The 14,333-nt window shown below is 68.3% G+C and carries 10 protein-coding genes; all 10 read right to left on the reverse strand.

Annotation, left to right across the window (positions count from 1 at the left end; genetic code table 11):
- Positions 1–612: methyltransferase family protein (locus AC27LF_RS41905; protein ID WP_479664527.1), on the reverse strand; the 612-nt coding region annotated here is incomplete at its 3' end.
- Between the two features lie 179 nt (positions 613–791).
- Entirely contained in the window at positions 792–2,579 is a 1,788-nt protein-coding gene (locus AC27LF_RS41910; RefSeq protein WP_487231297.1) for a class I adenylate-forming enzyme family protein, read from the reverse strand.
- The gene (locus AC27LF_RS41915; protein ID WP_479664526.1) at positions 2,489–3,703 is read right to left on the reverse strand and encodes an MFS transporter; all 1,215 of its coding nucleotides are present in this window, start codon (positions 3,701–3,703) and stop codon (positions 2,489–2,491) included. Before AC27LF_RS41915 ends, AC27LF_RS41910 begins: the two co-directional genes overlap by 91 nt.
- A complete protein-coding gene (locus AC27LF_RS41920) occupies positions 3,700–4,386 on the reverse strand; it encodes a FadR/GntR family transcriptional regulator (protein WP_479664525.1) in 687 nt (228 codons plus the stop codon). The genes AC27LF_RS41915 and AC27LF_RS41920 overlap by 4 nt, the downstream gene beginning before the upstream one ends.
- 483 nt (positions 4,387–4,869) lie before the next feature.
- Positions 4,870–6,510 (reverse strand): VWA domain-containing protein, encoded by a 1,641-nt coding sequence (locus tag AC27LF_RS41925; protein ID WP_479664524.1) that lies wholly within the window; start codon positions 6,508–6,510, stop codon positions 4,870–4,872.
- On the reverse strand, positions 6,507–7,454 hold the full coding sequence (locus tag AC27LF_RS41930; protein WP_479664523.1) for a magnesium chelatase ATPase subunit I: 948 nt from the start codon (positions 7,452–7,454) through the stop codon (positions 6,507–6,509). Before AC27LF_RS41930 ends, AC27LF_RS41925 begins: the two co-directional genes overlap by 4 nt.
- Positions 7,455–7,482: 28 nt before the next feature.
- Complete coding sequence (bchH, locus tag AC27LF_RS41935; RefSeq protein WP_487231294.1) at positions 7,483–11,250, reverse strand: magnesium chelatase subunit H; 3,768 nt, start codon at positions 11,248–11,250, stop codon at positions 7,483–7,485.
- A gap of 2 nt (positions 11,251–11,252) precedes the next feature.
- A complete protein-coding gene (locus AC27LF_RS41940) occupies positions 11,253–12,209 on the reverse strand; it encodes an ABC transporter substrate-binding protein (RefSeq protein ID WP_479664521.1) in 957 nt (318 codons plus the stop codon).
- Between the two features lie 6 nt (positions 12,210–12,215).
- On the reverse strand, positions 12,216–13,031 hold the full coding sequence (locus tag AC27LF_RS41945) for an ABC transporter ATP-binding protein (protein WP_479664520.1): 816 nt from the start codon (positions 13,029–13,031) through the stop codon (positions 12,216–12,218).
- Positions 13,028–14,131 carry a FecCD family ABC transporter permease gene (locus AC27LF_RS41950; protein ID WP_487231295.1) on the reverse strand — a complete coding sequence of 368 codons (1,104 nt, stop codon included), beginning with the start codon at positions 14,129–14,131 and terminating at the stop codon, positions 13,028–13,030. The genes AC27LF_RS41945 and AC27LF_RS41950 overlap by 4 nt, the downstream gene beginning before the upstream one ends.
- Between the last annotated feature and the right edge of the window lie 202 nt (positions 14,132–14,333).

The raw sequence follows: 14,333 nt of genomic DNA on the forward strand, positions 1-14,333 counted from the left end.
GGCCGTACGGCGTGTGACGTCGAGGACCGACGGCCGGTCGAGGGCATCGACCCTGGCCCGTGGGAAGCGCCGGGCGAGGGTGAGGGACTGGATTCCGTTTCCGCAGGCGACATCCAGGATGTGCAGCGTCGGGCGCTCTGCCGCCCAGTTCTCCAGCAGTTCGGTGACATGGCGGGCGGTGGCCCGGCTGGTGGCCGTGATGCCTTCGGCGAACTCGCGCCAGTACGGGTGCTCCGCGATGTCGACACCGTCCGGGAGGGTGGTGCGGCCGGCCCGTACGGCACCTGCCAGGTTCTTGACGGACTCCAGTACGAAGTCGCCGGTGTAGACCTTGGTGAGGCCGCCGAGGTAGTTCGGCGCGGTGCTGACCAGGAAGCGGCGGGTTGTCCCGGTCAGCGCGTAGCGCACGGTCGCCGCAGGTGCGACGACCGCGGTGAGCAGCCCCAACGCGGCGAGCGCTTCCAGCAGGACACCGGTGCCGCGCTCATGGGCCTTGATACGGACGGAGGTCTCGGCAGCGGTCAGGGGGGTGTCGGCCAGGGCGTCGAACACGCCCAGTTCCACTCCGGCCCGCAGCACTCCGGCCCGCTCGACACCGACGAGCAGATCCATGACGGGCTGGGCGGTGAGAGAGCGTGATGCGGAGGAAGCGGGAACGTCTGGGTGTGCGGGCAAGGGAAGACCCCGTTCGTGTGAGGGCGAGCCCAGGAGGGTCGGTGCGGGCGGCCATGATCGGCGGACGCTGAGAGCCCTGCGGGGCCCGGGAAGGCGGCAGAGCAGCGGACGGGAGTTCAGCCGGCCCGGCCCGCCAGCACGGTGGAACGCAGCGCGTGCTTGTCGACCTTGCCGGCGGGGGTGAGTGGGAACTCGCTCAAGGCGATCAGGTGTTCCGGCATTTTACTGGTCTCCAGCCCTGCCTCGTCGCGCAGATAGCGGCACAGTGCGTCCAGGTCGAGCGGGGTGCCCGGGTCATGAAGGACGACACATGCCGAGACGCGTTCGCCGAGGCGTTCGTCGGGGATGCCGAAGACGGCGGCTGAGCGCACCGCCGGATGCAGGTGAAGTACTTCTTCCAGTTCGGCGACACTGATCTTGTAGCCGCCCCGGTTGATGACGTCCTTCTTGCGTCCGGTGACATGGAGGCGACCGTCCCTGTCGAGGAAGCCGATGTCGCCGGTGCGCGTCCAGCCGTCCTGGGCGCGGTAGCGCTGGTCGAGTTCAGGCGCGTCGTAATAGCACATCGGCGACATCGGCCCTCTGGCGTAGATCTCGCCGGGGGTGCCGGTGGGCAGGTCGGCGCCGTCGTCGTCGACGATGCGCAGGTCGATCACCCGAGGATCGGGACGGCCGGAGGTCTCCACTTTGGTGGTGAAGTCGTCGTCCTGCTCGGTGTGGCAGCACACACCGTCGGCCGAGCCGTACGAATGGATGAAGACCGCCCCGAACAGTTCCTCGCAGCGGCGGACCATGTCTGCGTGCACGGTCGCCCCGCCGCACACCACGGCGCGCAGCGACTCCCCCAGGGCCCGGCCGGTCCCGGCGGTCCCGAGTCGGGGTGCGGCGATGAGCATCTCCAGCATCGCCGGGGAGACGAACAGGTGCGTGGGCCGGTGGATGCGCGCCGCCTCCAGTACCGCTTGCGGCTCGAACCGGTCCACGGTGACCAGGGTCGCGCCCATCGCGGCGAGGGTGCAGGATGTGCCGAACGAACCGAAGGGCGAGGAGAGCGGGACGCAGAACATGAACCGGGGCGGGTGGCCCGCGCCGTCATCGCCGAGAGCCGTCAGATAGGGGGTCTGACCGCCGACGAGGGCGTTGTGCGAGTACAGGACGAGTTTGGGTTCCGATTCGGACCCGGAGGACGCCATGATGCGGGCGGGACCGTCGGGATCCACCTGTGGCAGATCCATCTCGTCCGGAGGGCCGGAGAGGGCATCGTCCAACGACTCGGTGCCCGGGGCGGTCTCCCCGAGCACGAACACGCTCTTCAGGCATGCTAGTTGGGACCGTAAGGAGCACAGCAGCTCGGCGTAGTCGATGTCGCCGACATGTCGTGTGACGATCGCCGACCGGGCGCCGGAGCGGCGCAGCAGGGACAGGGTCTCGCGCTTCTTGCGCCCTACCGGATAAGGGAGCACGACGGCTCCGAGCGCGGCGACCGCGAGGTCGGCGGCGCAGGCGTGCCGGCCGTTGGGCAGGTTCACCGCCACGACATCGCCGGGTCCCACGCCCTTCGCTCTCAGGCGTGCGGCGAGTGCGAGCGCGTGCTTGGTCAGGGACCGGTAACTTGTCCGGCCTTCCCGGTGCGCGACGGAGACTACGTTGCCTTGGTCAGGGCAGGCAACATCCCATCGGGGTGGCTCTGCGGCCGCCCCCCGGATCCGGCCATGCGGGGCGCGGGGGGGTCGCCGGCCCTGCCCGGGGGAAGAGGCGGGACCGACGACGGTTCGACCATGGCGTGTGCCATCGGCACATGCAGGCTGACGGGTCAGGCGACGGCTCGGTCGCTGCCGGCGGGAAGGCTGACCACCACATTCACCACCATCAACACCATCAACGCCGTCAACGGAAGCGTCCAGGAACCACTGACCGAATAGAGGGCCGCCGTGAGCAGTGGACCGGCTGCGGCTATCACATAGCCCACCGTCTGGGCCATGCCGGACAGTTGGGCCGCCCGCGGGCCGTCCTGGGTCCGGGCCACGTAGAGTACGCCCGGAATGCCCTGCCCCGCGCCGAGGCCGACGCCGAGGAGCACCACCCACAGCGGGGCCGTGGCTTCGGGCGCGAGCAGCACTCCGGCAACGCCGACACAGCACAGTGCCGCGGTGGCCGCGACGTGCAGGCGCTGATCGCGCCGTCGGCCCGCGAGGCTGGGACCGAAGAAGCCGCCGACCGAGACGAAGACGGCGCAGATCGACAGGTAGATGCCGGCGGTGGTCCGGTCCGCGCCCTTGTCGACGTAAATGGTCGGCAGCCAGGAGAAGACGGCGTAGAACAGCAGCGACTGGATGCCGAAGAACGCGGTCACGCTCCATGCCGTGCCGCTGCGCAACAGGCCGGTCCACTTCACCGCGCCGCCGGGACTGTTGCTGTCAGGCCGGACACCCAGCTGTGTGGCGAGTGCCGCCAGCGCCAGGACGGCCGGCAACACGGCCACGCCGAGTGCGATCGACGACGAGTTCCCGGAGGCGCGGTAGATGGGCTCGGACAGTGCGGCTATGGTGGCGGCGCCGCCGCCCATCATCATGGCGTACACGCCCATCATCACGCCGATGCGCTGCGGCGGGAAGCGCTTGCGCACCAGCACGGGCGTAATCACGTTGAGGACGGCGACGCCTATGGCGGCCACCACCGTGCCGGTGAACAGCCCCACTTCACCGATCGAACGGATGATGATCCCGGCCGTGAGCACGGCCATGGCGCCGAACAGGGCGCGTTCCTCGCCCATCCTGCCGCGCAGCACCGTTCCGAAGGGTGCGAACAGGCCCATGCACAAAGGGGGAAGCGTGGTCAGGACGGTTGCCTCCGCGTGGCTGATGCCCAGGCTGGGGATGAGTGGCCCCGGCCCGCCGAAGACGATCCGCAGGTTCAGGCTCAGCAAGACGAACGCGGCCACCAGCAGCGGGCCGGTTCCCGGTCGGCGCTCGTCCGCCTCGGCGGTCGGGGCGGTGATGGCGCCCGGCGGTCCGCTCAGTTGACTCATGGTGTGGTACTCCTCAAGCGCTCACGCACTCGGTCGATGACGATGTCTATGTGGTGGGCCGCCTCGGTGGCCGCCTTCGCCTGGTCTCCTGCCGCGATGGCCGCGTGCAGGGCGGCGTGTGCGTCGCCGTCGAAGTCGGGCAGTTCGGAGTCCTCCGTAGCGCGCCGCATGCCGGCGGCGGTGGCGGAGGACAGCGCGTTGTAGAGGTCGATCAGCACGGGGTTGTGCGAGAGTTCGACGACTGTCCTGTGGAACGTCATCGCGCGCACGACGGCGGCATCCGGGGTCCCGCCAAGGGAAGCGTGCTCCGCCAGTTCACCGAGCCGCAGGATGTCGTCCTCGTTGCGCCGCTCGGCTGCCTGACGGGCCGCCTCCACTTCCAGGCCGCGCCTCACCACGAGTACGTCGAGCAGGTCGGCCAGGCTCAGACGGCGCATCAGCAGGCCCTCCGTCTCGTTACGGGCGCGCACGTACGTGCCGTCGCCGTGCCGGACTTCGAGCACGCCGGCGTGAGCCAGTGCCCGTACCGCTTCGCGCATCGTGTTCCGAGCCACTCCCAGAGCCGCGATCAACTCGCTCTCGGGCGGGATCCGGTCGCCGACCGGCCACTGTCCCCGCCTGATGCCCTCGCGAATCTGCTCGATGGCCTGGTCGACCAGCGACGCCCGCGTCACCTCGCGCATGTCCCGCTCCCGGTTTCATCCACTCATTGGATGTCTCAGCGTAGTTTTTCGATCCCCCTCTCAACCAGCTTCCGGGCCGCGCCTCCTCGGCCCCGAGTACGCCACCCACCGTGCATCCTCAAGCCAGCTTGAGGTCAACCCGGTATCGCCGCCGAGGAGACGCGGTGTGGATCAAGGTGGCGGACGGAGCCTTCCGCGCAGGCGCTGTGGCAAGCCCCGCCCGGCGACAGTTCAGGCCTACTGGCGGTCAAGGACTCATCCGCGCGGCCTGCGCGCCCTCGAACCCACAGGGGCAACTCCCGACCAGGTCGCGGATGGCTGTCAGAGGGCGCGGCTCATCAGGATGCCGTCGCGGTCGTTACCGGTGGCCACCCGCACTGCCCCGGTCATCGGCCGACCTCCACCCAGCCCAGCTTGCGGTGGACGTTCTCCAGCCCCAGGCCGGACCGCGCGGCCAGCCCCAGCCCAGGGCAGCTCAAGAGCTCAGCTGGTGTCAAAGATGTCAGTGAGCCAGGCGGTGCGTGCCTGGCGCGGCGTTGGGTCGATCACACGAACAGTCTCGCAGGCAGCCTTCAACAGCCCGGCTGCTCTTTCAGCGTCTTCGCGGGGATTGCCCGCGATCCCGACGTTTGCGCGGCCGTCGGTGATGAGGAGGGTCTCGACCTGTCCTGGCTCATACTGCCGCGCGAGCCGCGCGGCGAGCATCAGCCCGGACGCGAGTGGGGTGCCGCCTCCGGTGGGCAGGGCACGTAGTGATGCCCGGGCGCGGGTGGTGCTTCGTGTGAGCGGCAATCCCATTGTTGCCTGTTGGCCGCGGACGACGATGATGCCCACGTGAGCCCGTTCGCGGTAGACCTGGTCGAGCACGGACATCGCATGGCCTTTGGCCGTGCGGATGGCTCGTTGGGCCATCGAACCTGATGCGTCGACGACGATGAGCACGACCCGGCCTCCGCGGCGGCGGCGCATGTGGCCTCGTAGGTCTTCGGGACGGATCACCATTCGGTCAGTACTGGCCGGGTTGTCCCCGGACGGTCGCGGTTGGTGTCTTCTGATGGGTTGCCATGGTGCGGCCGCTTGGATGGTGGGGAGGAGCGCGAGACGTCCGGCTGCGCGGTCGGCGGTCACGACGCGGTGGGCACGTCCACGTCGCGGGTTGTCTTGGGGCCTGCCGCGGCGACCTTCCAGATAGCGGCGGGCCGCCCGGCGTTCGCGTGATGCCGGCCGCTGTTGCGGCGTCGGTAGCGCCTGCGGTTCCTGCGCCGGCTGTTCGCTCTCATGGGTGTCCGCCGCTGAGTTCGGTTCGCTTTCGCCGCCGTCTGCCCGGGGTTGGTCGTCTCGGGCTTGGTCTTCGCCGGGTTGATCGTGGTGATCTTCCTCGGCCGGTTGTTCCTGATGGGATGCGTCGGCGGGATGGGGCGGGGGTGGCAGTGCCATGTCCGCGCCACGTGGTTCGCAGACATAGCGGCGGACGACTTCGAGCGGCTCGGCACCGTGAGCGGCGACGTCGATGGCCAGGCGGGTTGTGTCCACGTCCAGCCCGTGGTCGAGGAGTCCGTAGGCGTTGAGTTCGTTCACCACATCGGCCGGGTCGGGCGCCTTGCACGGTTCGCCAAGAGTGCCGGCCGTGGGCTCTGCGGTGTTTTGGTTGCCCGTGCCGAGCATGACGACGGCGGTCAGCCGTCTGGCGAGGGCTTCTGACACGTCGTCGAGCGACGCAGCGGACGCGAGGATCCGCGGGCAGCGAGCGGCTGCGGCGATGACGGCCGGATCGACCGTTTCCGGCGCGGGTACGAGTAGGGCGGTGGCCGCTCGTTCGAGGAGCCCGGGCGGGGCCGTGTCTTCGAAGGGCCAGCGGATGCCGCCGTGCAGGGCGGCTGGTTCGGTTCCCGGCCCGAGTACGGCGGGTGTGGGCTGGAGGGTGGCGGCGAGATGGCGCCAGAGGTGTTCTCGATGCCAGGAGTCGCCCGCCAGGAGCAGTCCGAACCGGCCGCCGTTCAGCCAGGCTCGCACGACGGCGCAAGCGGCGGGTTCGAGGCTGGTGAGCGGGTCGGTGTCCGAAGGCATGGTGGGGTCGGCGTTGCGGTGTGCCCTGACCTGTGGCAGGTGAGTGCGGCTTGTCATGTCAACACTGTGTCGACGATGTCACGGAGTCGTGTGTCGATGGTGCCGGGGTCGTCGAACGGTTCGCGATGTACTCGGTGCCGCAGGCTGAGCAGCGCAACCATGCTCAGGTCGCCGTCGGTCACCTGGCGGGCCTGTCTTCCCTTGCCGGATGGATCGGTGCGAAAGGCGGCGTGTGCGCGGGCGGCGCGAACGAGGACCACCTCGGCACGGTGTCCCACCGCTCCGGATGCGATGCAGATCTGCACCGCCTTGTCCAGTACCCGTTCAGGAAGTTCGATGTCGTCCACGTGTTTGCGGGCGAGCCGTACGCGTTCGGCAAGGTCGTGTTGGGTGGCCTTGTATCGGGCGGTGAAGCCGGACGGATCGGCGTCGAAGGCCAGTCTTCGGCGCACGATCTCGGTGCGGACCTGTGGGTCGGCGATGGTGCGGACATGCGTGGACAGCCCGAACCGATCTTCCAGTTGGGGGCGTAGGTCGCCTTCTTCTGGATTGCCCGAGCCCACGAGCACGAAGTCGGCCTCGTGCCGGACCGAGAGGCCATCGCGCTGGACGTGGTTGATTCCGCTGGCTGCGACATCGAGGAGAAGGTCGACCAGATAGTCGTCGAGCAGGTTCACCTCGTCGACGTACAGGAAACCTCCGTGCGCTTCGGCGAGCAGCCCTGGGGCGAACTCGCGGCGTCCCTGGGTCAGCGCCACATCGAGGTCAAGGGAGCCCACCACCCGGTCTTCGGTGGCGCCGAGCGGCAGATCGACCACGGGGGCGGTAATGCCGGCCAGTTCCAGCAACGCGCCGAGTGAACGGACGGTTGTCGATTTCGCGGTGCCACGGTCTCCCAGGGCAAGCAATCCGGAAACCCGCGGGTCTACGGCGTTCAACAGCAACGCCCGTTTCAGCTCGTCCTGCCCCAGGATCGCTGTGAACGGGAACACTGGGTTCATCCTTGTCCAGCCCTTTCCTCTTGTCGTGTCATGAACCGACGTTGTCGATGCCTTCGAGTGCGTCGTCGAGGCGGTCGGCGAGTTGCTCAAGTTCCTTCACCTCGCTCTCGTCGGCGTCCCAGAGTCCTCGTTCGTGCGCTTCCAGGAGCCGGTCGGCGAAGCGCTTCACCGCCGCCGGATTGAGCTCGCTCATCCGCTGCCGCATCGCGGTGTCGAAGAGGAACGTCGCAGCCGCGGTGGAGAAGATCCACCCGTCGACCGAGCCGGTGGTGGCGTGCATGCCGAACGTGTTCTGCAGCCGGCGGGTGAGCGCGGCGACGCCTTGGTAGCCGTGTTCGAGTTGAGCTTCGTACCACTTCGGGTTGAGCAACCGAGTCCGCGACTCCAACCGCATCGCCTCGTCCAGGCTGCGGACGGTGGGACGGGCGGCGTAGCTGTCGGCCACCATTGCGCGCGGACGCGCGCCGGCTTCGGCCGCGGCGGCCGCGGTGATTCCCCCCAGGAACTCGAAGTAGTCACCGGTGTCGGCCAGGGAGGTCTCGGCGGAGCCGATGTTCTGGAAGGTGACCCGCACCGAACGGAGCGTGCGACGCAGCAGCTTCTCCCGGTTCTCCCCGGTCAACCGGTGCCCGTAGGCGTAGGCCATCCGACGGGTGTAGACGTTGCCGAGATCGCCCTCGGCATCCCATTGCCCGGCGTCAACGACATGGTCGACACCAGAACCGTATTTCCCCGGCGGGGCCGACCAGATCCGCGTTGCGGCGTCCTCGACGCTGATGCCCAGTTCGTCGGCATGCTGCACGGCGTGGGCGTGCACGAAGTTCTGCTCCAGAGGCTCGTCCAGTACCGCGACTGCGCGGACGGCGCGGTCCAGCAGTTCGGTGGTGGTCGGCAGGGTGTCGCGGAAGACACCGGATACCGTGCAGACGATGTCGACACGTGGCCTGCCCAGCTCCTCCAGCGTGATCACCCGGAACCGGGTCATCCGGCCCAGCGCGTCCGCGACCGGCTCCACCCCGATCAGGGCGAATGCCTGCGCGCAGGCTTCGCCACCGCTTTTGATGTTGTCGATCCCCCAGAGCACGAGCGCCACGGTGTCCGGGTAATGGCCGTCGGCTTCCTTCACGTTCTCAAGCAGTGCCTCCGCCGTCGCCCAGCCGCGGCTGATCGCCATCGCGGTGGGCACCTGGTACGGGTCGAGCGCGTGGGTGTTGCGGCCGGTGGGCAGCGCGTCGAGCTGCCGGGCAGGGTCACCGCCTGGTCCCGGGCGCAGGTATCCCCCGTTCAGCGCGTGCAGCAGGGCACCCGCCTCGTCGTTGGTCGCCAGCCGGTCCCGCAGGTCGGACAGGAATCCGGACCACCGTGCCCGGAGATCAGCCGGCGTCATCGATACCCCGTGCCACCCGGGCACCCGGTCCGTGTCCGCGCCGCGCACCACGGCGTCGACCAGTTCGGTGAGGAGAGCCTCGACGCCGACCCGGCCGTCGTCATCCGGGGGCAGCTGGGTGACCGGGACCCCGGCGGTGAGTTCGCGCTCAAGCGCCACGGTCAACGCGGGCAAGTTCTGGTCGGGGCGCTCGTAGTCGCATGCGGCGCGCAGCAGGACCCGGGCTTCCCCGGGCGCGATACCTCGGTCCACGACGTGCATGCCGATCGGGATCAGAGCCTGCTCGACCTCGTCCAGCTGGCTCTGCAGCGCGCGCAGATACGTCTCCGGCTCTCGCACCGCCAGCTCTGGTTCGACGTCGAGATGGGCCTGCTGGGCCAGGTCCGCCAGTCCGGCCGCCGCGGTGGCACGTCGCGCGGTGTCCTCGTCGCCGAGCGCGCCGCGCACACCGTCGCTGATCTCGGCCAGCGTGCCGTAGGCACCGGCCCGGTCCAACGGTGGGGTGAGGTAGCTGGCCAGCGTCGCATGGGAACGGCGCTTGGCGATCGTCCCCTCCGACGGGTTGTTCATGCAATAGAGGTAGAAGTGCGGTAGGTCCCGGACCAGCAGGTTGGGCCAATCATCGGGGGCCGGCCCCGTCTGCTTGCCTGGCATGAACTCCAGTGCTCCGTGGGTGCCGAAATGCAACAGCGCGTCCGCTCCGAACACCTCGTGAATCCAGGTGTAGAAGGCGATGAAGCTGTGGCTGGGCGTCGCTGAGTCCGGCGGATCGGCGAAGAGCAGCGCGGCCGGGTCCTCGTCGTAACCGAACGACGGCTGCACTCCGATGAAGATGTTCCCCAACCGCACCCCACCGATCTGAACCGAGATGCCGTCGGTGTCGACGTCGCCGGGCGGGCGGCCCCACATCGGCTCGGCCCGTTCCGCATAGGCTCGCATGGCCCGTACGTAGTCAGCGGCGTGATAGCGGTCGGCGATGTTGGTCTGTGTGCGCCGGCCACCTCCCTCGTCAGTGACGACGAGATCCAGCAGCGCTTCGGGCGTTTCAGGCACCTCGACGGTGTATCGCGCCTCCGCGAGGCGCACCAGCACCCGGTGCAGTGAGGCGAACACGTCGAGATGTGAGGCGGTGCCGACGACGCCATGGGCGGCGTGATAGCCGAAGATGACGATCGCGACGCGTTTGTCCGCGTTACGCATCCGGCGCAGCGCCACCTGACGCGCGACCGTGCCGGCCAGCCGGTCGACGTGGTCGCGCACGGGAACCATGGCGTCGGTGGCCGGGTCCCGGCCGCCGATGACCAACGGCACCGCGCCGCCCTCCAGTTCTGGAATGGCCAGGTGCATCGCCACCTGTGACGGTGTCAGCCCGGTCTGGCTGGCGGACCAGTCGGACAGGGTCTGGCGGAACAAGAGGACCGGAGCCAGCTGTGGGGTGTTCTGCCCGAGTAGCAGCTCGATATCGATGTCGATGTTGGGTTGCCCATGTGAGCCTGTGAGGGTCAGCCCGCTGAGGTTCACCCAGGCGTCGATGTCGGGCACGCTCGTGATCGTCGACGGGCGGCTCAGTGCTTCGAGCGTGCCCATCCAGCCGATCGCCTGAATCCCGCGCACCTCCAGGGCCGTGACCACGGCTTCCACATGTGCTGCATTGCCGGCGAGCACCTGGGTCGGCGTCGCAACCAGCACGACCCGACCCAGCGGCTCCCCGGCATCGCGGGATGCCCAGTACTCCTGCAGCGCCGGTTCGAACAAGTCCCAGCGCGCGGCGACCTCCAGCCGCGGATGCCAGAACCCGCTGGTTGGCAACGGCTCCGGCCATGCCTCCCCGGCACCGCCGTCGGCACGCAGCACCGCGACGAGTGCGCGCAGCGCGAGGACGGCGTTGTCGATCGTCAAAAACCGGAAGGCCTCGTTGACCTTGGCGAGAGCGCGAAGTTCCGCCGCCTCCGGTGGCAGCTGTCGCCCGAACGTGGACAGGGCGCCCACCACCGACTCGATCCGCGGCGGCACCGGGCGCCCGACCCGGCTCGACGCGCCGGCCGCAAGGGCCAGGTTGTGCCGTGTATGGTCTGGGTCGGTGCCGAAACGGCCCAGCCGAGCCATACTCGTCACCTCTGACGCATTCGGCACGACCGGCACGACAGCCATCTGAGGGCGGCCGGCCACCGAACGGACGAGCGTCTCGACATCGGGCTGGTCGTGCACCCCGTGCACCATCAGAACGTCTGCATCACCAAGCACCCGGGCAAGTTCACCCGGGTCGGCGAACACCGACCTGTCCATCCGGGTCCAGGTCAGCCCCGGCCCGGTCTCGTCCGCGTACCGCTGGACGGCGCGCCGCAGGATCAATGCGCTGTGTGCCTCAAAGCCGAGTGTCACCAACCGAATCGGCATGATCGAAGACATCGTCATGACTTCTTCCCGAAACGTTCCGGATGCAGCCACCGGGCGATCTGCTCCAGCCCTTTGGTGACGTGCACCCCTGCTGTCGCCGACGCATCGGTGGCGTTGAGCAGCAAGATCCGCCCGTCTTTGACGGCCTTCAGACCCGCCACTGCCTTGTTGTCCAGCAGCGGCCGGTAGTCGTTCATGCCCTGGCCGGTGTTGAGGAGGACGATCGCGTCCGGGTCAGTGCGTACGACGAGTTCAGGATCAGCCGACATGCCTGTGTCGATGCCTGCCCTGTCAACGGCAAGCTCCGCTCCCGCCGCCTGAACGATCGCCGAACTGATCGAGTCCGAACCCAGTATGTAGGGCTTTTGCGGGCCGAGTGATGTCATCACCAGCACCGACGGCCGCTCTGCCGTGTGGGAGACCGCGTGGGTCACTGCCGCGACCCGAGCGCGAAAGTCAGTCACGATCTCGTTCGCCCGTTGCCTGGCTCCCACCGCGCGGCCAAGTGCCCGCACATTCTCGGCGATCTCGTCAAATGTGGCCCAGTTGTTCTCGATCGTCACGACCTTGACACCGCTGTCGCCCAGTACTTTCCGAGCGTCTTGCTCCGATTCGTGCCGCGCGGTCAGCACCACCAGGTCAGGCTCGTAGGACAGCACTTGCTCAGGGTCGATGTGCGCCACCGATGTGATGGTGTGCGGCACCTTGGCCATCAGGTCCGGATGGTTGCCCCATGTCTTGCTGGTCGTGCTCTCGGGCACGACGACAAGCCGTTCGGGCCCGACCAACTGCACCAGCGTGTCAGCCACGTCACTGGACAATGCCGCGATCCGCCGCGGGCCGGTATCCGCACTCGCTGTCGAATGCGCGGGATGAGACTTCGTGCTGTTGCAGGCAGTGATGCTGAATGCCAGCGCCGGCAACGCGAACATCACGGCGCGGCGGGATCGGAGAGTGGTCTGCGAAGACATCGTCCTTCACTTTCTCGGCAGGTATGGTATGGATTCGTCAAGAACGTCCAGTGCGGTCACCCGCAACGATCCCGTGGCCGGATCATCGGACACGGCGCACCGCACCCCGTAGACGTCGGCGAGATACTGTTCGGTGAGCACGTCCGACGGCGGCCCGCAGGTGACAAGCCGGCCCTCGTCCAGCAGTGCCAGACGATCGCAGAAGCGCGCCGCGTGGCCGAGATCGTGCAGGACGGCGACGACCGCCAGGCCGTGCCCGGCACGCGCTTGTGTCCGCAAGAGGTTCAACACATGCAGTTGATGGCGCAGATCCAATGCTGCCACCGGCTCATCGAGCAGGAGCACGTTCGGCTGCTGTGCCAGCGCTTTGGCCAGGTGCAACAGCTGCCGTTCCCCGCCGGAAAGGGTCGGCACCGGCTGGTTGCCGAAATGGGACGCCCCGGTCTCAGCAAGCGCGGAATCGGCGATCTCGTAGTCCCGTGGACGCAAGGGCACGAACCGTCCGACGTGCGGGTGACGACCCATCAGCACCACATCGCGGCCGGTGAACTCGAAATCGAGCATGGTGTCCTGCGGCACATATGCCACCCGCAGGGCGCGTGCGCGACTCGACATGTCCAGAAGCCGCTCACCGCCGACCGACACATCCCCGCCGGCCGGGGCCGTCACCCCCGCCAATGCCCTCATCAGCGTTGACTTCCCGGCCCCGTTCGGCCCGATCAACCCCAACACCTGACCGGGCTCGACCCGCAAGGTCACATCATCGACGATCGCCCTGCCATCAACAACGACACGGATCCGCTCCGCCGCCAGCCCCGTCACGCCTGTGCCACCCGTCGCCTACGGAGCACCAGAACGAGGAACACCGGAGCGCCCAGCAGCGCCGTCACCGTTCCGGTCTGCAACGCGACAGGAGAAAACAGCGTCCGAGCAACGATGTCCGCAAGTACCAGGACTGCCCCGCCGAGCAGTGCCGAGCCGGGCAACAAGAGTCGATGATCGGGCCCAAGCACCAAGCGCAAGAGATGAGGGACCACCAGTCCGACGAAACCGATGACACCGGCCACCGACACCGCCGCCCCGGTCAGCACCGCGGACAAGACCAGCAGGCAGCGCCGGACCCGCGCCACGTCCACCCCGCCGGCCTGCGCCTGTGCCTCCCCCAGCAGCATCACGTTCAGATCCCGGGCAAACACCAACACAGCGATCGTTGCCATGGACACCGGCGCTGCCACGATCCAGACGTGCTCCCACGTCCGCGCCACCAAATCACCGTTGAGCCAGAACACGACGCCCCGCAGCGAGTCACTGTCCCTCGCATTCGTCACCACGGCACTCACCACCGCCCCGAACAGCGCACTCAACGCGACACCGACCAGCAGCAGCGTCGACGCCGATCGATCGCGCCGAACACTGGCCACCCCATAGACCAACGCCAGCGCGCCCAACGCACCCAGAAACGCCGCCAACGGCAGCACCCACGCCCCCACCGCCGTCGCACCCGACGCGATCGCCGTCACCGCCGCGACCGCCGCCCCGCTGGACACGCCCAGCACCCCCGGTTCGGCCAACGGGTTGCGGAACAGCGCCTGCATCACCGCACCTGCCACACCAAGCGCCGCCCCTACGAACAGGCCCACAAGGACCCGCGGCAACCGGATCTGCTCGATCACAGCGGCCGATTCACTGGGCCGGCCCCCCACGAGCACCCTGACGGTCTCACCCAACGGAATGCTGACCGGCCCCACCGAGACAGCCAGCACGGCAGAGCCCGCTGCCAATGCACCCAACGTCGCGACGACGCCAAGAGCCCGCGCAGAAGGACCAGCAGCTCGACGACGTCCATGATCCGGCTCTCGCACCGCTGACGGCACCGAACCGGCGACGGCCTTGCACCGACTGACCGACGACCGAGAGTCCACGGGATTCCTTATCGATAATGACAATCATTTACATGCGGCAGTATAGACGACAGAGTTGGCGCAAACTCACCCACCTTCAGTGGCCCAGGAAGGAACGCCACCGCCCTACCGATGCGGTGTCGGGATCGTGCTCGCAAGGAGGAGTCCATCGAGTTGTCGCGCCGTGTGCGGGCTGAGCAGGGGTCCTGGCCGAGCGTGCGCG

The organism is Streptomyces diversicolor (assembly GCF_057537855.1).

What these genes read in the sequence shown, in the direction of transcription:
- AC27LF_RS41915 (WP_479664526.1), bottom strand. Translation starts at nt 3,703, where the DNA reads ATGAGTCAACTGAGCGGACCGCCGGGCGCCATCACCGCCCCGACCGCC.
- AC27LF_RS41920 (WP_479664525.1), bottom strand. Translation starts at nt 4,386, where the DNA reads ATGCGCGAGGTGACGCGGGCGTCGCTGGTCGACCAGGCCATCGAGCAG.
- AC27LF_RS41925 (WP_479664524.1), bottom strand. Translation starts at nt 6,510, where the DNA reads ATGACAAGCCGCACTCACCTGCCACAGGTCAGGGCACACCGCAACGCC.
- AC27LF_RS41930 (WP_479664523.1), bottom strand. Translation starts at nt 7,454, where the DNA reads ATGAACCCAGTGTTCCCGTTCACAGCGATCCTGGGGCAGGACGAGCTG.
- bchH (WP_487231294.1), bottom strand. Translation starts at nt 11,250, where the DNA reads ATGTCTTCGATCATGCCGATTCGGTTGGTGACACTCGGCTTTGAGGCA.
- AC27LF_RS41940 (WP_479664521.1), bottom strand. Translation starts at nt 12,209, where the DNA reads ATGTCTTCGCAGACCACTCTCCGATCCCGCCGCGCCGTGATGTTCGCG.